The 19985-nt window shown below is 55.9% G+C and carries 16 protein-coding genes and 1 pseudogene; 4 read left to right on the forward strand and 13 right to left on the reverse strand.

Annotated features, from left to right (window positions below; all coding sequences use genetic code 11):
- The 3 genes from NDO48_RS18700 to NDO48_RS18710 form a co-directional block, all read right to left on the reverse strand.
- Positions 1-1488, reverse strand: coding sequence for a sugar ABC transporter ATP-binding protein (locus NDO48_RS18700; protein ID WP_182576095.1), 1488 nt, complete (start codon positions 1486-1488; stop codon positions 1-3).
- 101 nt (positions 1489-1589) lie between these two features.
- A complete protein-coding gene (locus NDO48_RS18705) occupies positions 1590-2579 on the reverse strand; it encodes a sugar ABC transporter substrate-binding protein (RefSeq protein ID WP_182576096.1) in 990 nt (329 codons plus the stop codon).
- A 60-nt stretch (positions 2580-2639) separates the two neighbouring features.
- The gene (locus tag NDO48_RS18710) at positions 2640-3710 is read right to left on the reverse strand and encodes a CapA family protein (protein ID WP_182576097.1); all 1071 of its coding nucleotides are present in this window, start codon (positions 3708-3710) and stop codon (positions 2640-2642) included.
- A gap of 166 nt (positions 3711-3876) precedes the next feature.
- Here NDO48_RS18710 and alc point away from each other — a divergent pair, with 166 nt between their 5' ends.
- Both alc and NDO48_RS18720 read left to right on the forward strand, forming a co-directional pair.
- Positions 3877-4881, forward strand: coding sequence for an allantoicase (gene alc / locus NDO48_RS18715; RefSeq protein ID WP_267322037.1), 1005 nt, complete (start codon positions 3877-3879; stop codon positions 4879-4881).
- A gap of 149 nt (positions 4882-5030) precedes the next feature.
- Positions 5031-5783 (forward strand): GntR family transcriptional regulator, encoded by a 753-nt coding sequence (locus NDO48_RS18720; RefSeq protein ID WP_267322038.1) that lies wholly within the window; start codon positions 5031-5033, stop codon positions 5781-5783.
- Between the two features lie 123 nt (positions 5784-5906).
- On the opposite strand, the gene NDO48_RS18725 is transcribed toward NDO48_RS18720, so the two are convergent.
- From NDO48_RS18725 to NDO48_RS18770, 10 genes are all read right to left on the reverse strand, one after another.
- Positions 5907-6671, reverse strand: coding sequence for an Asp/Glu/hydantoin racemase (locus NDO48_RS18725; RefSeq protein WP_267322039.1), 765 nt, complete (start codon positions 6669-6671; stop codon positions 5907-5909).
- A gap of 48 nt (positions 6672-6719) precedes the next feature.
- On the reverse strand, positions 6720-8522 hold the full coding sequence (locus NDO48_RS18730) for a M28 family peptidase (protein WP_267322040.1): 1803 nt from the start codon (positions 8520-8522) through the stop codon (positions 6720-6722).
- A 33-nt stretch (positions 8523-8555) separates the two neighbouring features.
- Positions 8556-9797 (reverse strand): M24 family metallopeptidase, encoded by a 1242-nt coding sequence (locus NDO48_RS18735; RefSeq protein WP_182576102.1) that lies wholly within the window; start codon positions 9795-9797, stop codon positions 8556-8558.
- A 25-nt stretch (positions 9798-9822) separates the two neighbouring features.
- Entirely contained in the window at positions 9823-10548 is a 726-nt protein-coding gene (locus NDO48_RS18740; protein ID WP_182576103.1) for an ABC transporter ATP-binding protein, read from the reverse strand.
- Positions 10545-12413 carry a branched-chain amino acid ABC transporter ATP-binding protein/permease gene (locus NDO48_RS18745; RefSeq protein WP_267322041.1) on the reverse strand — a complete coding sequence of 623 codons (1869 nt, stop codon included), beginning with the start codon at positions 12411-12413 and terminating at the stop codon, positions 10545-10547. Before NDO48_RS18745 ends, NDO48_RS18740 begins: the two co-directional genes overlap by 4 nt.
- Before the next feature lie 29 nt (positions 12414-12442).
- Positions 12443-13318, reverse strand: a complete 876-nt coding sequence (locus tag NDO48_RS18750; RefSeq protein WP_192315344.1) for a branched-chain amino acid ABC transporter permease — start codon at positions 13316-13318, stop codon at positions 12443-12445.
- 69 nt (positions 13319-13387) lie between these two features.
- Positions 13388-14653, reverse strand: a complete 1266-nt coding sequence (locus tag NDO48_RS18755) for an ABC transporter substrate-binding protein (RefSeq protein WP_192315342.1) — start codon at positions 14651-14653, stop codon at positions 13388-13390.
- Between the two features lie 85 nt (positions 14654-14738).
- A complete protein-coding gene (locus NDO48_RS18760) occupies positions 14739-16154 on the reverse strand; it encodes an amidase (RefSeq protein WP_323848117.1) in 1416 nt (471 codons plus the stop codon).
- The gene (locus NDO48_RS18765; protein ID WP_192315338.1) at positions 16117-16326 is read right to left on the reverse strand and encodes a hypothetical protein; all 210 of its coding nucleotides are present in this window, start codon (positions 16324-16326) and stop codon (positions 16117-16119) included. Before NDO48_RS18765 ends, NDO48_RS18760 begins: the two co-directional genes overlap by 38 nt.
- 63 nt (positions 16327-16389) lie before the next feature.
- The gene (locus tag NDO48_RS18770; RefSeq protein WP_267322043.1) at positions 16390-17751 is read right to left on the reverse strand and encodes a dihydroorotase; all 1362 of its coding nucleotides are present in this window, start codon (positions 17749-17751) and stop codon (positions 16390-16392) included.
- Between the two features lie 492 nt (positions 17752-18243).
- Here NDO48_RS18770 and NDO48_RS18775 point away from each other — a divergent pair, with 492 nt between their 5' ends.
- Both NDO48_RS18775 and NDO48_RS18780 read left to right on the forward strand, forming a co-directional pair.
- Entirely contained in the window at positions 18244-19041 is a 798-nt protein-coding gene (locus NDO48_RS18775; RefSeq protein WP_182576110.1) for a GntR family transcriptional regulator, read from the forward strand.
- 483 nt (positions 19042-19524) lie between these two features.
- A pseudogene (locus tag NDO48_RS18780) lies at positions 19525-19985 on the forward strand (glutamine amidotransferase); the annotation flags it as partial.

Consider the following 19985-nt stretch of genomic DNA (forward strand, 5'->3'; position numbering starts at 1 on the left):
TTACTCTCCTACATGCGCCAGGTGGAGCAGGCGCTCTTGATTAATTTCGGCCCCATGCAGAACTCCCGCAACCTGTCCTCGAGATAGCACTACGACGCGGTGGGCCAATTGCATCAACTCTTCCGGCTCCGACGAAGTCACCACGACCGCAAGCCCGGCCTTGGTACTCTCCGAGAGGACGGAGTAGAGGTCGCCGCGAGCGCCAACGTCCACGCCTTGTGTGGGCTCATCGAGCAGCAGCATCCGACAATCCTGGCCCTCTTGGAGCCACCTGCCGAGCACTAGTTTCTGCTGGTTTCCGCCTGAGAACCGCCTGGCTTCAAGATCAGAGCGCCGCGGCTGCAGGTTCAACTTCCTTGAAATGTCGTGAAATGCTTTTTGCTCTGACCGTTTGCTGCGAAACCCAAGGGTCCCAAGCTTGGCGGCGCTGGCCATCGCTACATTTTCACCTGCCGTCAGTGTCTGAAAGACACTCTTCCGAAGTCGATCCTCTGGAACCAGCGCTATGCCGGCCCGCACCGCATCGGACGGTCGGCGAAGCTTAAGCGCCTTGCCATCCAGAGTAATCGTACCGCCCGCCAGCGCTCGCGCTCCGAACAGCGCTTCAAGCAACTCGGTCCTACCAGAACCTACCAAGCCAAATACGCCTAGGATCTCGCCCGAATTTACGTCTAGGTCGACCGGCCCAATACCTGGCGCAGTCAGCCCACGAAGCTGGGCCAGGGGAGATCTTGTTTTCTGCTGACTGGCGTAGTCAGGCGGTTCAGTTCCCACACTCCGGCCTGCAATCGCGCTTACGATCTCTTGTTCTGTTACGTCCGAGACTCTGGCTGAAAGAACAACCTTGCCGCCTCTAAGGACTGAAACTCGATCAGCAATTGCGAACACTTCGGCCAAACGATGTGTTACATATAGGAGTGGTAATTTTTGCTTCTTTAGAGAGAGAAGCTGCGCCGACAATTGCGCTGCTTCGCGTTCCGTCAATGATGCCGTTGGTTCATCTAATATCAAGAGCTTTGGCTTCGTGCGAAGTGCCTTGACAATTTCGATAACCTGTAGTTCCGCGTTGCTAAGCTTAAGCAAGTCAGCTTCGGGGTCGATAGTGACGCCTAGCTCCGCGAACCATGAGCGCACTTCCCGTGCTTCTTGGGCTTTGCGCACAAACGGACCGCGCTTGTATTCTTGCCCAAGAAAAACATTGTCAAGCACATTGAGGCCTGAGGCTAATGACAGCTCTTGATATACTACGGCAATACCAGCCCGCATTGAATCGCGGGGTCCGCTTGTTGTAAACGGTTTCCCATCGACCTCGATCACGCCGGAATCAGGCTGCTCAGCCCCCGACAAACACTTGATCAATGTCGATTTCCCGGCACCATTGGCACCTAGAAAGGCATGGATTTCTCCATCCTCAATTTCAAGATCGACCCCCTTAAGGACTGGAACGCCAGAATAGGCCTTCTTGAGATTGCTAATCACAACAGACACGGAAACCACCTTATTTGATAGTATTTCCTCTATATCTTGCGATAAGGACCACGCCTCTGCGCCTGGTCCTTATCGCGTCGACATCGGCAGGAATTGCGGCTCTATTCGATGCCTTGCTGCTTCAGGTACTTGTCAGCCAGGGGCGATTTTGCCTCAACCAACTCCAGCGCGATGATACGTTCGGCTACGGCCTCACCACGCGCCAGCTTGTCAGCTGTCGTTGCGATCGCCTCGCCCAAGTCAATCAGCGGCAGCGCCATCGAAGCACGATAGATGGTATCGCCGCTTCGCAGCAATTTCAGCGCACCGGGGGTGCCGTCCATGCCGCCGATGAACGCTTTTGGATCAGTCTTGTCGCGCCCAGCGGCAATCCATGCCTTGTATGCGCCCTCTGTTGCAGGATCTTCGATGCCGAGGATCACATTAACTTCAGGGTGCGCTTGAAGAATGCTGCGGGTCGTCTCGAGACCCTCAGTAGCGCTAATTGCGTCCTGGCGAGCAACGATGGTCGCGCCGGGCGCAACGCTGTTGAGCCCTTTGGCGATGCCATCCGCTCGAGAACGCCCCCAGAAGGCGCCTTCGTAACCTAGAATGACAACATTCGCTTTTCCGCCCAAGTTGGAGTTAATCCACTTGCCGGCGTATTCCCCAAGAACTGCCGCAGACTCGTACTGGCTGAAACCAACGGTCGCATCCTGGTTCTCGAGCTTTTCCGCATACGTGATCCACTTGATGCCGGCGCTGCGAGCCTTCTTGGCTACGCTTTCGAACACCGCTGGATTAAGGGTAACGCAGACGATGACTGCGACCTTTTGCTCGATCCACGTATTCAGCGTATTGATCTGCTTCTTCAGGTCTGTTCCGGGATCGTCTACAACGACTTGATAGCCAAGCTCTCCCCCCTTCTTCTTTGCGGCTTCCAAAGTGGCGATAACTGCGCCCTGAAGCGACGAATTCGGGAAGCTGACGGCGATTACAGGCTGTTGTGCGAAAGCAGGCATCGGCATCGCAACCGAAGCGGCGGTGAGTCCGGCCACTCCGAGTGCCATAAAGTTTCGCCTCGACAAGGCAGTCCACATTTTCTTTGACATTGCTTATTCCCCTTTTTCTATCACAGTTTTTCTTGTTGAAGAAACCTAGATCACCAGAGACTATTCATACCCCTTTCTAGCAACAATAACGCCGTTGCTTATTTCTATTACTGTTCCGAACGGACTTGACAAGCGCTTGAGCCGAGAGAGCAGCTGATCCAGCGCATCTCCTTTCGCAAGCTCAGGCAACCGCCTTGCGTTGAGGATGTGAGGAATGAGGCGGAGTTGGGTGTCCTCGCTCGCTTGTGAGCGATACAGAGCGACATAACCCTCGGCCGACATCTCGCTCCAAAGCTTCTTGACCTTAGGATCCGCTTCCATAAAGACCTGCTGACCGACCAGCGTTCCCAAACCGTACAGAATTGGTTTGTTCCGGTAGAATTCTATCGGATGGATCGCATGGGGATGGTGGCCGTGAATGAGGTCGGCGCCCGCGTCGATCAACCCATGGGCCAGCGGCTGCTGGTACTCCGCCAACTCATCGCCAGAGCCGAAGCCCCAATGAACGGTCACAATCAAGAAATCGAAGCGAGAACGGCATTCGCGGACACACTCGCTGGCAAATGCCAAGTCGCTGTCATGGACATGAGTGCGAACCCGTACAGCCGACAGGTCGCCCGGCTCTTCCATCTGATAATATGGATCGATCTCGTAAGAGGTCACCACCTTCAGGCCAGCGATCCCAGGCCTCTGCTCTGCCGCGCCAGCCCCTGTCGGCACAAGGCAAGAGAAAGCCAGCACTCCCACGCGAGTTCCGCTGAGAACAACCTCTGCCGGTGCAATGGCCTCGCGTAATGTTCCGCCGGCCCCGATTGTGTGAAGACCTGCAGACCGCAAGCAATGCAGGGTATCTTGCAGGCCCTCCCAGCCATAGTCGACAGTGTGATTGTTGGCGACTGTGACAACGTCTAAACCTAGCGCATCAAGGTCAGACGCAATCGATGGATCCGCGCGTATGTTCAGCAGCTTCTGAAGCGGCTTCACTGCGCCAGTGAGCGGCATCTCAAAGTTGCCAATGGCCAGGTCGGCGTCATGAAGATGCCGCAGCACCGCATGGACATCCGCCATTTGGGCGTCGCTTCGCAATTGCTCAAGCGGGATGACATCCCCAGTCAAGGCCAACGTCGGCACGATATCGCTCCTCCAACTGTTCCCTGGTCCGCAGCAGGCTCAAGCCCTTTTTTGCGCTGTCCAACCTATCGATAGCTGTTTACTACCTAGCTAACAGGGTGTACCGTAATTGAGAGCGCCAACAGTGTCAAGGCGCTACGCAGCGACCACAACGGGAGATCCAGAGGTGACAAAAAGCACACAACCAGACTTTGCGAGCAGCTACATCAATTTGGCGAGCCCGCAGCTTGGTGCCGAAGCTGTCTTTGCCAATGATGAGTTTTTTGCTTCAAAGGAAAGAATGTTGAGCCCGGCCAGTCCGGTATTTGTTTTTGGCAAGAAGGACGATACGCGGCCAGGCTTGTATATGGACGGATGGGAGACGCGACGTCGCAGGACCGAAGGGCACGATTACTGCATCGTGAAGCTTGGGATACCGGGCATCATTCACGGCTTCGACATCGATACCAGCCACTTTACCGGGAATTTCCCTCCGGCCGCTTCGATTGAAGGCTGCTTCTCAGCGCAAAAAATCCCGGCGGACGATACCCAATGGGCTGAAATCCTGCCGGCCACGGAACTTTCCGGCAATTCACATCATTTTTTGCCGGCCTCACATCCAGGGGCCTTCACTCATATTCGGCTGAATATTTATCCCGATGGAGGCGTAGCTAGGCTCAGGGTATATGGCGAAGCGGCGGTAGATTGGGAAAAGGCAAACCAAAGTGCAGCACATGAACTGTCAGCCTTGCGACTTGGTGGCCGCGCCCTGGCAGCCAGCGACCAACACTACGGGTCGCCCAACAATCTGCTCTTGCCTGGATCCGGGGATTCTCCCATCGACGGATGGGAGACACGCCGGCGGCGCAGCCCGGGCAACGAATGGGTGGTAATTGAGTTGGGCCACCGAGGCAGCATTTCGGAGATTGAGGTAGACACAGCGCATTTCCGCGGGAACTATCCAGACAGATGCTCTGTGCTGGCCGCCGACCTGAGCGGAGTAGACGTGCCTGGGATAGTCACGCAAAGCATGTTCTGGCGGGTATTGCTTCCGGAACAAAAGTTGGAGATGCACAAGCGGCATGTATTTGAACGGGAGATTCTCGATCTTGGCGGCGTATCTCACTTGCGCTTCAACGTATTTCCGGACGGTGGTGTGATGCGATTCCGCGCGTCGGGGAAACTCGCCTAATGCGCAGGCCTATGAGCAACACGGAGGCTCATCGGTAGCCTAACGCTGTTGTATACGCGGCGCACTTGATACCCCGTTCAGGTATTGGTGGGCATCGAGTATCAGGTTTGGCGTTTCTATCAAACCTGATACTCACAGGAGACAAAAGAATGGAACGTGTTAACTTATCGAGGCGAAAGCGCTCGCTATCAAATGAAGTTTGCGAGCGGATTATTCATGACTTCATTGCCAGCGAAAAGGTCAAGCCCGGTTCACTTCTGCCGAGCGAAAAGGAACTGACTGAAAAGTATGACGTCTCAAGAGTTACGTTGAGGGCTGCGGTCAAAAGCCTTCATGATCGAGGCGTTGTAAGCGTTCGAAATGGAGTGGGCGCAACTGTACTGCCGCAGACGCCTGCTTCGTCGGCAATTGTGCATCACCTCGATAGGCTTGCGTCTTTGGACAAGGCTGCGAGCGACGCCGGCAAGCTTCTTGACACCGAGGACCTAAAGTGGGGCCAAGGTATCGTAACACCAGAAATAAGCACTAAGCTACGCCTACCCGTAGGCGATCCAGTATATTACGTTCAGCGCTCAAAAACGCTTGATGGCACAAAAATCGCGTGGACGATAGACTGGCTACCGACGACGATTGTCGATCTAGATCTGCTTCGGAATGAATTCAGAGGCTCGCTTCTTGACGCATTGTTGTTGCATTCAGAGCTCGAGTTAAATTACGCCGACTTGGAGGTGGCTCCGCAAATACTTGACTCTGAGATCGCAAGCCATCTAAGAACCGCGGCTGGAGGACCAGTGCTTTATCTAGATACTGTCGTCTATGGAGCAGCAGGTCAGCCTGATATATGGGGACAGGTGTGGGTACTGCCGGAGCACGTTCGTTTCTTCATTCGTCGGCACATGTAAGCCTTGAAAGGCGGCCCGAGCTCTTGCTTAGATAGAGCGGCCGCCTTGCTGTAGGCAGCAATGGAAGAAAGCGGGACTTTCCGCTGAGGCGAGTTGGCCGTTCTGTGCCGAGGGTAACTATTGCTAGCCGGTAAGTTCACCCCTCATGAGCGCACCCCAATTGCTCATTGTCGGATCAACTCCTGCAAGCGTGCATCCCTTCCAGAACGTCACAGCAATTGAATCGATGATAGGCTTGCCAAGTTCCCGCTCCATCTCCTCGACAAGCAGCGTCGCCGGAAGGTTGGTACATACGACTGCAATGCAGTCAGCTTCTGGGGAGTCTGCAGCACGCAATAGCTTGCGAATGTCGTCCATCGAATTGTTGCCGATGTCGTGGTTCACGGACTGCCTCAACGAAGAGTGAGACACGACATTCACGCCAAGTCGACCGTACACTTCACAGATTTTGGTGGTGACTTCGTCCACATAGGGAACGGCCAGGCCTATCCGCGTAGCTCCCATTGATCGGAACACTTCGTGAAACGCGAGCGTAGCGGTGGATGCCTGGAGGCCAGTACGTTCCGAAATCCTCTGGCACAACTCTTCATCGCGCTGCAGCCCAAGCCACGATGCCGACGTTCCGTTCCATACGATCGCATCCAGCGGAGCGTCTGCCAGAAGCTCTGCCGCTGCGACCATAGTATCGAGCGCAAACTGTGCTTCCGTCGCTTGATCGAGCCGAACAGCCTTTACGCGCAGCCGAGCAAAATGATGAGAGCAGCGATTTGCCAATCCCACATTCATCAGAGACGTGATCGTCTCCAACGCCGTGTTCGAAGACGGCGTGATATGGCCAATCTTCTTGAGCTGTTGAAGCGACTTCAGTGTAGTATCAACGTGACCCACGCTTTCACTCCTCTCGTTTTCGAAAGTAATAACATTGAATGTGCCGACTTATGATGGAGTAGGTTCAAGCATAACCTTCCACCCACGTACTTCCTGGATAGACTGGCAAATCGAAGGCAGATTTTCAGAAATATTCGACGCTTCCGCTTCTGCCTGAGAGACGTCGGCTGCGCTCCAGTCTCGCCTGGTGGAGGAATGTACTGATATCCAACCGGCAACGCGATCGTTATGCACTACAGGTGCCAACATCTGTGCTTCGACACCATAGGCATTAACAAGCGCGGCGGGAGGACGAACTTGTGAGTTGGAAAACTCCGATTGCACCAGAACCTTCCGCGTCTGGATTACCCATTGTGCAGTGGCGGCACCCCGTTGATCGACACTTTCATCATGTTTGATGGACGGGGAGCCTTCTGCGACCGCCTCTCCAACTACAGGGAAGTTCCGCCCGTCCACATCAAGACGCAGCGTCACTCTCATCGTCCCCAACCGATGTCGCAATTGTTCCAGGTGCTTGTCCAAATCAGCCAGAAGGCCGCTGCAATCTCCACGATCGCTGCTGCCACGGGGTTCTTCCTCGGCGCCAAGACCCTGTGCGCGACCAAGGTTGAGTTCTTCGTCGTTGAGTAGCGCGTAGGCTGTATAGGCAGCCACATTCGCGACCTCGGACACGGCCGCCATATCAAGCAATGCGGGAACGTCGCCCGAACTATGATAGTAGGGATGCTGAGGAGGAAATCGCCAGAACCAGCAAGCGGGCACCCCAGCATCGATAAACGGATTGAGATCTGCGGCGCGAAGAAGGCTAGCGTTGGTGAGATCTTCAATCTCCCACCCAATCTCCGCCGCTCGCGCAACGGCATAGTCTGCGATCCCCGGATCGGCAAGCAGCGCGCGCCGGCCGGGGAGCGCCCATGCCAATGCGTCAAGATTGATCATCGCGACCGTTGACCTGAGATCTGCCTCGTGTCTGCGGCAGTAGTCCGTTGCGCCCCACATGCCGGGTTCTTCGGCACAGAACGCAACAAGCTTCAATGTTCGTCTGAAATCTTGTCCGGCCCACCGGTCCGCAAGTGCGACAAGCGCTGCAAGACCCGTCGCATTGTCCTGTGCTCCAACTCCCTCAAGTTGCGTATCGTAGTGAGCTCCCACCACGACGCATTCGTCGGTTGCGCCAGGGATTTCCCCTACCACATTACCCGATGTAAACGGCTTGTACCTGGCGCTATGTTCGATCCGCAGGCGAACGACGCCGTTGGCGACGTAAGTCAGCAGTTGCGCACCATCGTCTCGGTCGATTGTGACGCCTGGCACGGCGAGCGGCCTGCCCTCGAAACTCGGCGCCGTCGGCACTGGATACAACTGTGCCGTCAAGTGAGAAATCGTTCCACCCGGCGTCTCACTTATGACGACAATGCCGGCGACCCCCTTCTTCACCAAGAGCTCTGCAAATAGCCATGGCCAGTACGAATGCATCACAGCTATCCGCCCATTCAACGGGGGCAATCGCGCGAGGATATCCGTCAAGTCGTCAATGCTGGAGGGCCGTCCAACATAGATCGCTACGCCCTCCGCCTGAGCACTCGCAGTGTACTGCAGGCCGACGGCTCGAAGCGCCTGGAAAGGCTTTAGTATCTCGCACGTCGCCCCAACAGCCTCGTATGACAACAATTCCACTGGTTCTGTCTGGACTCGTTGCAGACCCGCCGCATTGAAGCGGTCGAGCAGGAACGAGCGAGCTGCAGCCTCTCCAGCTGTGCCCACGAAACGATTACCAATGCCACAGATTTCATCTACCAAGCTCGCAACGCTCGCGCGATCGAGGCTTGGCCATTGAGCCATGCCAGTCATCACATTCACCTTCGTAACTTCAGCTGCGCTGTATCAAAGTGCGAGTACAGGCGAGCGTCGGCTGTAGGGAATGAGCAACTCTCCACCGCCTGATCGAACGATGAAGGACTGTTCGTTCTGGATTGCTCCGATGGCAGGAAGGAAATGGCCGATCTCGAGATTGATCACCATATTTTCCTCAAGCGGAAAGTCTGCTGAGACATCTATGCAATCGTCGACGATGCGCCCCCCACAATCGGGAACGATGATTGGATATTCACGCACATCGAGGCCAATACCATGACCTTGCGGCTCATTTCCCTCGATTCCTCCCTTGGCGAGAGCATCACACATTGCGCGAAACACCTCTGACGACCTCACACCAGGTCTTAATGCGCGCCCACCAGCAGCGACACATTCCTTCAGCGCCGCGTCCTTCGTGCGCACCAATTCCGGTGGGGCCTCGAACATAAAGCTCATGCCAATGTCAGCCCAATAGTTGCGATAGATCGCGCACCAGTCGGTGAAGACGACCTCGCTGCGCGACGGCGCATAGGTTGGTTGAGTAGTGAGCCCAACCCCCCCGGCCGCCAATTGGACGGCCGCGAAGTCAGCACAATGTTCGCCCAGGCGGATGCGATATTCTCTCTCGATCGCTTCGAGAGTGCCATCTGGTTGTGCCTGCTCGATTGCTGCTGTGGCCGCCCTTTCGGCAATATTGATCGCAGTGCGCATCCGGTCGATTTCCGCATCGGTTTTGACCATCCGGACCAGCCTGATGAGCTTGGTGCAGTCCAGAAGCGTTGCATCAGGCAGCAAGCCCGCAAGGGCTAAGCGCCCACTGTCGCCCATGCCCTCGATTTCAACGCCGATCCGGCTGCCATCCGCGAGACCACGTTCGCGCATGACAGCGACAAGCGCCTCCGCAGCAGTTTCATAGGAGTTGCCGCGCATGACCTCCCCAGCCTTACCGACAAAGCCGGCTGGGCTCATCGATAGGTCAAAGGGGAAATTTCCTCCAAAGAGCCGAACGTCCCGGATCCACACATCGTCCGAATTCATCGCAAACCGCGAACCCAAGATGAGCGTCGGCTCCCCTTCGGCAGGGATTAGGACAAAGCCTGAAAACATCAACTCGCTTGAAGCTTCAGGGGTAAACATGTACTGACGCATCGAAGATTCTAATGGCCAGCTGTAGCCTGAAAAATAAGTAATACTCTTAGGCGATGTGGCAATAATCGCTGAAACGCCAGCTTCCTTCATATACTTGATGGCTCGTTCACGATTGTACAGCATTTCATATCCTCCAAACACAAAACCTTCAGACCGACAAGTATCGGCCGAGAACCTCAGGATCTTTTGCTTCCGACGCAGAGCCTTCCCAAGCAATTTGACCTTTCTCCATGAACAAGACACGATCGGCGATATCGAGAGCGAGACCGTGGTTCTGTTCAGTGAGCAGGACAGCAAGTCCGGCATCGGCGAGCCGGCGCAACATGCCCCCGAGCTCCGCTACGACCAGGGGAGCGAGACCTTCACTGGGCTCGTCGAGCATGAGTACCTCGGGCTGGGACAAGAGCGCGCGTCCCACCGCCAGCATTTGACGCTCACCGCCAGACAGCTGCCGTCCCTGCGAACCCGCCAATTGTCGCAGCTTGGGAAAGAGGCCAAACACCTTATCGATACTCCACTGCCCGTTGCGTGCGGACACGCCTGCGCTCGTCTGCAGGTTCTCGAGCACTGTCAAACTGCCAAGGGAGCGGGAACCAGAGGGAACAAGTGACAGTCCGGCCCGGACGCGGCGAAACGCTGGTGCTGTGGCAATCTCATTTCCTGCCAACAACACTTTCCCTCGCCTCGCAGTCACAAAGCCCGCAATGGCCATGAGCGTGGTTGTCTTGCCAGCACCATTGCGGCCAAGCAACGCGACGATTTCGCCTCGCCCCACATGCAATTGTGCATCGAACGTGACTTGGCACTTGCCGTAAAAGGCATCCAAGTTATTCACTGTCAACGCGGCGGATACCGGGTAAGCTGCGGTCGTCATTTGTGGATTCCTGCTGTATCCGAACCGAGATAGGCGGCAATTACGTCAGGGTTGCTTCTAATCTCCTCCGGCGTCCCTTCGGCTAGTACCGCCCCGTTGCACAAGACAGTTATCCGGTCTGCGATGCCGAACACGACTTCCATGTCATGCTCGACAAACAGGATAGTGAGTCCCTGACTATGGGCGATCTGCCTGATCGCATTCACAACCTGACGGGTCTCGCCTGGCCCGACACCTGCTGTAGGCTCGTCGAGGCAAAGCAGTTGTGCTTCGACCGCAAGACCCATAGCGATCTCAAGTGTCCGTTGATCACCATGAGAGAGATCTGCTGCTCGAACCAACGCCACATCGCCAAGTCCGACATTTTCAAGGATCGATGCCGCACGGTCTCGAACAGCCGCCGGAAGTTTGCCCACCAGGCGTGAAGTTCTGCCACGCACGCTCGCCTCTGCGAGTGCGACATTATCGATTGTGGTCAACGCAGGGAAAATGTTCGGCTGCTGAAACGATCGCCCCAAGCCTAGCTTGACGCGGTCCCACGGGTTGGCAAAGGTGATGTCCTTGCCTGCGAATTGCACTCTTCCTGCATCTGGCCGAAGCGCCCCTGTAACCAGATTAAAGAAGGTCGTTTTGCCGGCACCATTGGGTCCGATGATCGCGTGGATCGTACCCTTCCGGACCTTCATACTTACGTCACGCGTAACATGAAGGCCGCCGAAGCTCTTGGTCAAATTGGACACTTCGAGGAGCACTGGCGCATTTTTGGCATCAGCCCGAGTCGTTTGAGGGCCCGACACTGCCGAACTCGGGGCCGCAGACATTACCGTCGCACGCTGAGGTATACGGGATCGCGCATCGCCCAGAAGGTTGCGCAGACCTGCCTCAAGCGCCCCCATGATGCCACTGGGCATACCAATCGCAACGATGACGACCACGAGCCCTACAGCAACGTCCCAGAACTCAGTGCGCGAAGCGAGCTGATCCGTAAGGAGCGTGTAGAAGATGGCGCCAACGACTGGTCCAAGAAAGTAACCGAACCCGCCAAGAAGCGCGACGATCAGCGGAGTCGCGGACATCTGCCAGAAGAACAAAGCGTCCTGGACCTGGCCTTCGTAGATAGTAAACAGTCCGCCGGCGAGGCCCGCAAAGAAGGCGGCCATGATGAAGGCAGCATACTCGTAGCGGATTGGTGAAATGCCGATGAACTGCGCTCTTAGACGGTTCTCGCGAAGACCACGCAGGGCGTCCCCAAACGGTGAACGGGTCACTATCCATAGCACCAACGCTCCGCCCGCCACGCAAGCCAAGGTAAACCAATAAAGCTTGCTGAGATCGAATGCCCAGCTGGGCTGGAAATCGCCAATAAGCCCTTCATCGCCGCCAGTCCATCCTGGTGTACCGTGTGCGATTGCATAGACAAGCTGGGCCGTGCCAAGTGTCAGCAGACCAAAATAGATCTCTTTCCCACGCAGCACGATTGGGGCAAGTATCGCGGCAGCAATAGCTGCCGCGAACGGCGCCACGATCAAGCCAGTGATCGGATTCCATTCTAGTCGAGAAACCAGAAGAGCAACGGTATAGGCGCCGATGCCGAAGTAAGCAGCATGCCCAAACGTCAACAGGCCACTTGTTCCAAACAGAAGGTTTAGACTCAGCGAAAACATTCCCACAACGAGAGCCGAGCCAAGAACCAGCACTATCGTACTAGGGAATATTATTGGTGCACATATCAGCATGCTTGCACAAATAATAGCTGACAATAAAACTACTGGGCGCACCCACGCTGCTGCGTGTTTTGTCTCCGAGAGCACGCTCATTTCGGACTGTACAGCAGACAATTGGTTCAGTGACATTGTCTCACCCATGGGTACTTTCTGATTTTCCTGTACCGACATCATCTCACCTTGCCGAAAAGGCCCTGCGGACTAATTGCGAGCACTGTTACAAGCAAGCCGAATACAACTATCAAGGACCAGGACGGCGGAAGCCAAATCAGTGCAATCGAGCTTGCAACACCCACCATCAACGAGCCCACAAGAGCTCCGCCGATACTGCCCAACCCGCCGATGACAACGACGACAACGGCCTTAACAATCACGTCGAGGTCTAGGCCAACAGAGATGGTTTGCTGGGGGGTCACAAGAGCGCCGGCAATACCTGCAAAGAAGGCGCCAAGAGAGAAGACTGCCGTAAAGAGGAGCGGAACATTGACGCCCGCCATTTCGAGAAGTTGGCGGTCGTCGACCGCGCCCCGGATCAGTCGACCTAGAGAGGTTTGATACATGATAAGCCACAGCGCGATCACCGCCGCACTCCCTACGCATATTAGGAACAGCGAGTAGGTAGGGAAGTAAGTTCCAAGCATCGGGACGCCCCCATCGAACAAGGGAGGCATGGCAGTCTGTCGCGGCGCGGATCCCCAGATGCCGCGCACTAGCCCGCCAATGATCATCACCAGGCCAAACGTGACGAGCAATTGAATCGCTACATCGCGATGATAGATGCGACGAAGGCAGACAATTTCGATCAACGCACCGAGCGCAGCTACTGAAAAGCCGGCAAGGAGTGCGCTGATCCAGAACGATACGTTTCCAGTTCCAACGAAGTCGCTGATCGAAGTCGCGAGGAACGCGCCCAGCATGTAGACCGAACCATGTGCGAAGTTGATGATCCGCAATGCGCCAAACACCAAGGTAAACCCAGATGCGACGAGGAACAGAACAGCCGACGCGGAGATTCCAGAAAGTAATTGCAGCAGAAATTCATTCATAGGAATGCCTCCCACGAGGTCGAAGCAAGCAGGCATGACTGTCGCCATGACTGCTTGCGTGACCTATTGCTATTGTGCTGACGTCCAGCGCGTCGAAGTCTTCCCGGAAAGGATTGCTTCATAGAGGGGCTGTGGGATAACGTCCTTCGTCCACATTGCCTTGCTGTCGGACGACCAGTACGGGTGCCCCAGTTCGCTATCGTCGACAACTGGGCCTACATTGGACCAGGCATTAGCTTGGTGGTTCGGCATGATTTCGACGCCGTCTCCATAGACCGAATCGAAAGTCAGCCCGCCCTTTTTCGCGGCGGTATCCAGCGCGTTGTAGTCGAAGCTACCAGCAGCCTTTACCATTGATGCCCACATCTGGACCGCTGAGGCAGCCGCGTACGCCCACTCGTCGGGAGCCGCGCCATTATTGGCAGCCTTGTATGCCTCCGTGAACTCACGCCCGACAGGCGTCGCAGCCATGGTTTTGACGTTGGCTCGCATAACCCCGTAAGTGTTGGCAGGCAGGTTGCCGTTTCCAACCGCCTTCAACGTCGCTGTATCCGGGTAAAACATCGTCAGGATATCCAGCTTCCGCTGGTTCCATATCTTATATACCGATCCCAAATCCGGGCCGAGCAGGTTCCCAAATACACAGTCCGGGGACTTGCTGGAGATCGCCTGAATGATGGCCCCAAAGTCCTTGTTCTGCAGGTTGTAGGGCTGGTCCACCACGATCTGCGCGTCGGGTTGCGACTCCGCCAACTGACCGCGAAAGGCTGAGACGATGTCTCGGCCGGCTACGATGTCAGGATACAGGAAGCCGTATCGCTTGCATTTGCCGCTCTCAACAAGATATTTGGCGGCTGCTCTGCCATCCTGATACAGGGTTGAGATGGCCATGTAGTTACCCGGCTCGCGTGCATCCATAACGAACTGGGCGTCACCGCCTTCACCGGAAAACAGCGGGATGCCTTGTGCGTTCGTGATCTTCGCCATGCTGAGCATGCTGCTGCTCAATGTCGGGCCAAACACCACATTTGGCTTGTTTGTGGCGATAGCCTTCTTGAGCTCTCTAACGGCAACCGCCGGATCCAACTGCTCGTCCTTAATGGTCAGCTTGACCTTACAACCGAGCAAACCGCCGTCCTTGTTGATCAGATCGATTACGGTTTGAGATGCAGTCGACTGGCTCGGTCCGAGCACGCCGAGGCGTCCCGAGACGTCGCTGACGATCAGCGCCTGAGCCTCGCCGTTGACGCATCCGCCAGTCTCGGCCGAAGCAATTCCTGAGCTGAACGCTGCGCCCATAAGGCCAAGTGTAAGGCTGCCAAGCACGGTCCTCATTGATCGGCTAGTTCGCCAATCACGTACCGAAGAACGAAACATTATCATTGATTTCCTCCCGTTAGTACCTTCGGCGCCCTTCGCCTCAGGTATTGGTCAACACCGGACGGCGCTCATGCCAATCGGTCGCGCTTTGGAACGCCTGCCCAATGCGCAGGATCATTTTCTCGTTGAGGGGCGCACCGACTAATTGAAGCCCAACCGGCAATTGCTGGCTCGTAAACCCACATGGCACACTCAATGCCGGCTGGCCGACGAGGCTCCATGGACATGTGTATTGGATGAGCCGACCCATATCCCGCGCGATGACCATCTCGTCGAGAGGCATCGATGTGCAGGGCAGTGTCGGCAATGCGAGGGCGTGAATACCTGTCCTACCAAACAGCTTCGAGAGCTCGTCTTGTAGCGCACGGCGAGCGCGGTAGGCGGCCTGGAGATCAGCTGAGGGCGTCAGTAGCGAGAGCTCGATGAAACGACGAACCGGTTCACTGTATAGCTCCCGCTTTTGCGCCAGCCATTGCCTGTGTTGAGGGCCAAACTCGCCAGTGATGATTGCCGTCGCAGCTGGGAGAGCCAACTCTGCCAAAGGCAAGTCCACCTCGACAAATTCAGCTCCGAGTTTGCCGATTACATTGATCGCGTCAGCAACCAAACGCGCGACGCTTTCATTGGGAGCTGGGCCGAACCTGTCGAGCCGCGGCAATCCAATCCGAACACCCCGAAGCTCAACATCGGCATCTGAGCAAAAATCCGGGTTCGGCCCCAGCCACGTCCTGGGATCTGCGGGATCCTCGCCAGCTATTGTGTTCAGCACAATTGCTGCATCACGCACCGAACGTGAGAATATGCCGACATGCTCAACTGTCGGAACAGTAGCACCACGCACAGTGCCCTTTGCGCTTACGCGGCCGTAAGTGGGCTTTAGGCCTACAACGCCCGTTACCGCAGCTGGTTTGCGAACAGAGCCTCCCGCATCCGTGCCAAGCGCAAAGAGACAAGACCCGACGGCCATCGAGGCACCACTGCCGGCACTTGAGCCTCCCGGATAGTGCGCCAAGTTCCAAGGATTGCGCGTTGGCGGGACGTCTTGGCCACTGGCAAACTCGTGGGTAACATGTTTGCCTACAAGTATTGCTCCGGCCTCACGAAGCCGGGCAACTGCCCAGGCGTCATTACAGGAGCGGTGCCCCGCCAGTACACGCGAGTTAGCCTCTGTGGGCATGTCGCTCGTTAAAAGCACATCCTTGACTGCAAATGGTATCCCATGCAGGGGGCCTCGCGGCTCGGTTGCATCTGCTCGGTGCGCCGCGGCGAGCGCCTGCTCTGCTCCCACATAGGCATATGCATGCACCGCTGGCTCTGTTTGTGCGATCCGCTCGAGTGTCGCCTCCACTAGTTTGACGGAGGTCAGTGACCCCTTCGCAATCCGCGATGACGCCTCGTGAATTGTAAGATCTGCAAGGTCAGACATTCCAACGTGCCTCCATGCTAGGCAGCACATCCTCCAGATCAGCTTGAAGGAGGAGTTCCGTCGCGTTCAAATGCTGCTCGAGCGAAACGGCTAGCGGCGATAAGTCCTCATGGCCCACCTGTATGCCGGCAAGGTGAGCCAGAGTGGCGATATCTTCGGGCGAAACCCGGCGTACAATTTTCGGATGCGAGGTCTGGCTCACGTTCTGCTCCGTGCAATTGGCCAATCGATTGGAAGCGCTACATCCGCGATCCAAGTAGTTGCACTACGGGCTGACGTGTTTGGTGAGGTATTTGCCGTACCCGAGCGGGCCTACGACTTCGCCGTCCTGATAAACCACCGTGCCGCGAACGATCGTGGAAACGGGGAAAACCCTTACTTCCCTGCCGTGGTAAGGTGACCATTTGGCCGTCTGGTCAAAGAATTCCAAGGCTTGGCCGTCGATTACACGCTTCCCGTTTGTTTCCAGGACAACAAGGTCTGCGTCAGCGCCTACCTGAATGGCACCCTTGCGGGGATAAAGCCCAAGAATCTTGGCTGGATTTACCGCCATGGCCTCGACAAGCTGCGCCAGGCTTACCCCTCGCTTGAAGATCGCTTCAGTTGCGACCACGGGAAGCATTGTTTCCAGGACGTTGCCCGCACCGGGGTTCTGGTTCCAGATGTCGGCGCCGTTGATCTTGGTCAAAGGTGCGTGGTCCGATGCGATTGAATGGATTTCGCCCCGGGCGAGCCGATCCCAAAGTCCATCAACGGCTTTGCGAGACCGCGGCGGTGGGTTCCATTTCAGGCGCGCGTCATCGCCACCGGACTCCAAATCCAGGCACAACTGATGAGGCAGCGTTTCGGCCCAAATATCTACGCCGTCTCGCCTTGCGGCGGTGATGACGTCGACAGCTTCCGGGGTCGAAATGTGCACCACAATAACGCGAGCACCCGTCGCCTTTGCAAGCGTCGCCAAGCGCTGAACGGCATCCACCTCAGCAAACCACGGGCGTGCTTCGTCCCATGCCGCAGGCCCGGTCTTGCCTTCTGCCCTGACGCGCGCCGTCTCAGCGCTTACAATGCCCGCATTCTCACAATGCGCCATGAGCGCGACGTTTTCGCTCTTCACCCGCCGCATCAGATCCATAAGCTCCCCATCCGAGGTGCCAGCGAACATGCCGGGAGGTGCGACATCTCCAGTGAAGATCTTTATCGAGATGACCCCTGCCCGTACCATGGCATGGACTTCCTCTGGGCGGTCGGGGCAATATCCTCCAATTGCGGCGTAGTCGACGTGATACTTGTCTCCAACCTCGGACAACTTCGCACTAAGCAGTTCGCTTGTGATAGTTGCCGGGCGGTCCAGAGGCATTTCGACCAGCGTCGTCACGCCACCGCGTGCGGCTGCCCGGGTAGCAATTTCGTGCGTCTCAACCCCATAGCCCCACCAGCAGTGAAAATGCTGATCGACCAAGCCTGGAATGACCACCTTTCCAGACGCATCTACTATTGTCTCTGCATCGATGGTCTCTGACGATATTTCAATAATTTTTCCGCCACGAACGCCAATGTTTGCAGTTACCAGATCGCCTCCTGGCAGCATCACTCTTCCGTTCAGGACAGAGAGATCACATTTTTGCATGTTAAGGCTCCACCTAATATTTGACCGCACTGATCTCATGCACCGACGGGGTGCCGGTTCACATTGCTAGATCTTCAGAGCCCTGCAGAGCGTTGATCTCTCCGAATAAGGAAACACCATCTGCTACATCTGTCAACTTTTCGAATGTCATTTTTTCACGTATTTAATCCGATAAATCGACAATCTTAGGCCAACAAGAACTTATGATTCGTCTCCGTTGATTCACGAACTGCGATATTTTTGTGCGTTTTCATATAGTTAGATGAAACCCTCAGCCGTCACCCCTCGCCCCAAATCGCGCCTTGCCGTCTTTTGAATCGACGAAAATTGCATACCTCCATCACATTTATCGCACCAGATGTCGGGAATTCGTTGACATAATAGGCAAATTCGGTGAGGGAGATATTCAACAATCCATGGGAAATTGCGCGCAATGCGCACGACTGCGGTCGAGGGAGTTTCTGTGCGATAAAGACCCCTTGCAGATCCGACGTGAAAGCACTCAAGTCGGCTCTGGACAGACGCAGTCGAGCAACCGATTACGTGTTGCTTGCAGTGAGGACGAAAGACGACATGGCAAGCCGGAAAAACGAAGCGAACTTGGTCTACGACATGCTAACGCGTGCGATCATCGAGCAGGCCCTCGCTCCGGAAACAAAACTCCCTGAAGAGGCGATCAGCAAACAGCTGAACGTCAGCCGACATGCGGTCAGATCTGCGCTTCAGATGCTTGCCGCCGATGAGTTGGTGGAGATCAAGCAGAATAAGGGTGCAACAGTTGCAAAGCCTAGCGTGGAGCAGGGAAGGGATATCCTGCGAATGCGCATGGAGCTGGAAGATGTTGTCATCCGAACGCTTGCCGGCAAACTGACGGCCGCTCAAGTCGAAGAGCTTCGCAATTCGGTCAAGCTTGAACATGAGTATCTCGAGAAAGATCCTGCGTCGTACAAGGGACAAACCAGCTCCTTCCACCGAACGTTGGCCAGGATGACTAACAGCAAGCTTCTATCTAAGTATCTTGAGCCTCTGCTGACGCAGAGCTCGCTGGTATTTTACATCTATGGGCGTCCTCATTGGACGAAGTGTAACTCAGATGAGCATACCGAGATAATCGATGCCTTAGAGATCGGAAACATCGATAGAGCACAATCGATAATGCGAATGCATCTCGAAGCTATTTATGAGCGAGCGTTCTCTGACGACAAGATAAGCGATATCAAATCGCTTCACGATGCACTCGATAAATACACTCAAGTGGGCAACAGCGCTCTCCGTAAAGCGAACGCCTGAGCGTTCAAATTGCCTGAGTGATTGCAGATGTCTGCCCTGGACCGCGGAATAGCGCCTCCCATGGGCCGCGTCGTGATTTGCACACCGCGGCCTCCCGCGCGCTCCAACGTCGATGCGGTGTCAGCACAATCTTTCCTTGCACTTTGCCAAACACCAGCTCTCCACATGTTGGTTCTACGATCGCGCGCGAACCACTTGGCCCCTAGACACACATCTTAGGCCTACAGGCCGCGCCAACTGCGCACTTCTCCTAGCTTTGGCGCCGATGGAGTTCCTTGGCGGTCATGGGGCGGACAGATGCATTGGCTCGGCAATTTGCGCACTGCCTCATTGCATGTGCCACAAGTTTTTCAAAACGCACGGCTGCTCGATTTGTCTGACAGGAATAAATCATTCATGACAGTTGAAATTGACGAAGGAAGCTGCTAGGTTCTCTCATGCTGTTAGCTTGTCACAGGCAGCCAATCAGGTGAGGAAACCGGGATGTGCGGAATTGTAGGACTCTTTTTGAAGGACAAGTCGCTGGAGCCCCAATTGGGCGCATTGCTGTCCGAAATGCTCGTAACCATGACCGATCGTGGCCCCGATAGCGCGGGCATCGCCATCTACGGCGGCGGCACCAAGGGTCATGCCAAGGTCACCATCCAGTCGGCCAATCCGGACGCGGACTTCAAGGGTCTCGACGCCGAGCTCGGCAAGAAGATCGGCGCCAAGGTTTCGTCGACTGTGAAGTCGACCCACGCTGTGCTCGACGTACCGACCGAAAAGGTCGCCGAAGCCCGCGCGGCACTTGCCGAACTGCGCCCCAACGTCCGTGTCATGGGCGCTGGCGAAGCGATCGAAATCTACAAGGAAGTGGGTCTGCCAGTCGAAGTGGTGAAGCGCTTCGACGTCACCAAGATGAGCGGCAGCCACGGCATCGGCCATACCCGCATGGCAACCGA

Origin of the sequence: Aminobacter sp. MET-1 (assembly GCF_026521175.1) — a bacterium.
GTDB lineage: Bacteria > Pseudomonadota > Alphaproteobacteria > Rhizobiales > Rhizobiaceae > Aminobacter.

Excerpts from the sequence above, each read along its gene's own strand:
- NDO48_RS18705 (WP_182576096.1), bottom strand. The coding sequence starts at position 2,579 with ATGTCAAAGAAAATGTGGACTGCCTTGTCGAGGCGAAACTTTATGGCA.
- NDO48_RS18720 (WP_267322038.1), top strand. The coding sequence starts at position 5,031 with ATGGAACGTGTTAACTTATCGAGGCGAAAGCGCTCGCTATCAAATGAA.
- NDO48_RS18730 (WP_267322040.1), bottom strand. The coding sequence starts at position 8,522 with ATGACTGGCATGGCTCAATGGCCAAGCCTCGATCGCGCGAGCGTTGCG.
- NDO48_RS18735 (WP_182576102.1), bottom strand. The coding sequence starts at position 9,797 with ATGCTGTACAATCGTGAACGAGCCATCAAGTATATGAAGGAAGCTGGC.
- NDO48_RS18740 (WP_182576103.1), bottom strand. The coding sequence starts at position 10,548 with ATGACGACCGCAGCTTACCCGGTATCCGCCGCGTTGACAGTGAATAAC.
- NDO48_RS18745 (WP_267322041.1), bottom strand. The coding sequence starts at position 12,413 with ATGGGTGAGACAATGTCACTGAACCAATTGTCTGCTGTACAGTCCGAA.
- NDO48_RS18750 (WP_192315344.1), bottom strand. The coding sequence starts at position 13,318 with ATGAATGAATTTCTGCTGCAATTACTTTCTGGAATCTCCGCGTCGGCT.
- NDO48_RS18755 (WP_192315342.1), bottom strand. The coding sequence starts at position 14,653 with ATGAGGACCGTGCTTGGCAGCCTTACACTTGGCCTTATGGGCGCAGCG.
- NDO48_RS18760 (WP_323848117.1), bottom strand. The coding sequence starts at position 16,154 with ATGTGCTGCCTAGCATGGAGGCACGTTGGAATGTCTGACCTTGCAGAT.
- NDO48_RS18770 (WP_267322043.1), bottom strand. The coding sequence starts at position 17,751 with ATGCAAAAATGTGATCTCTCTGTCCTGAACGGAAGAGTGATGCTGCCA.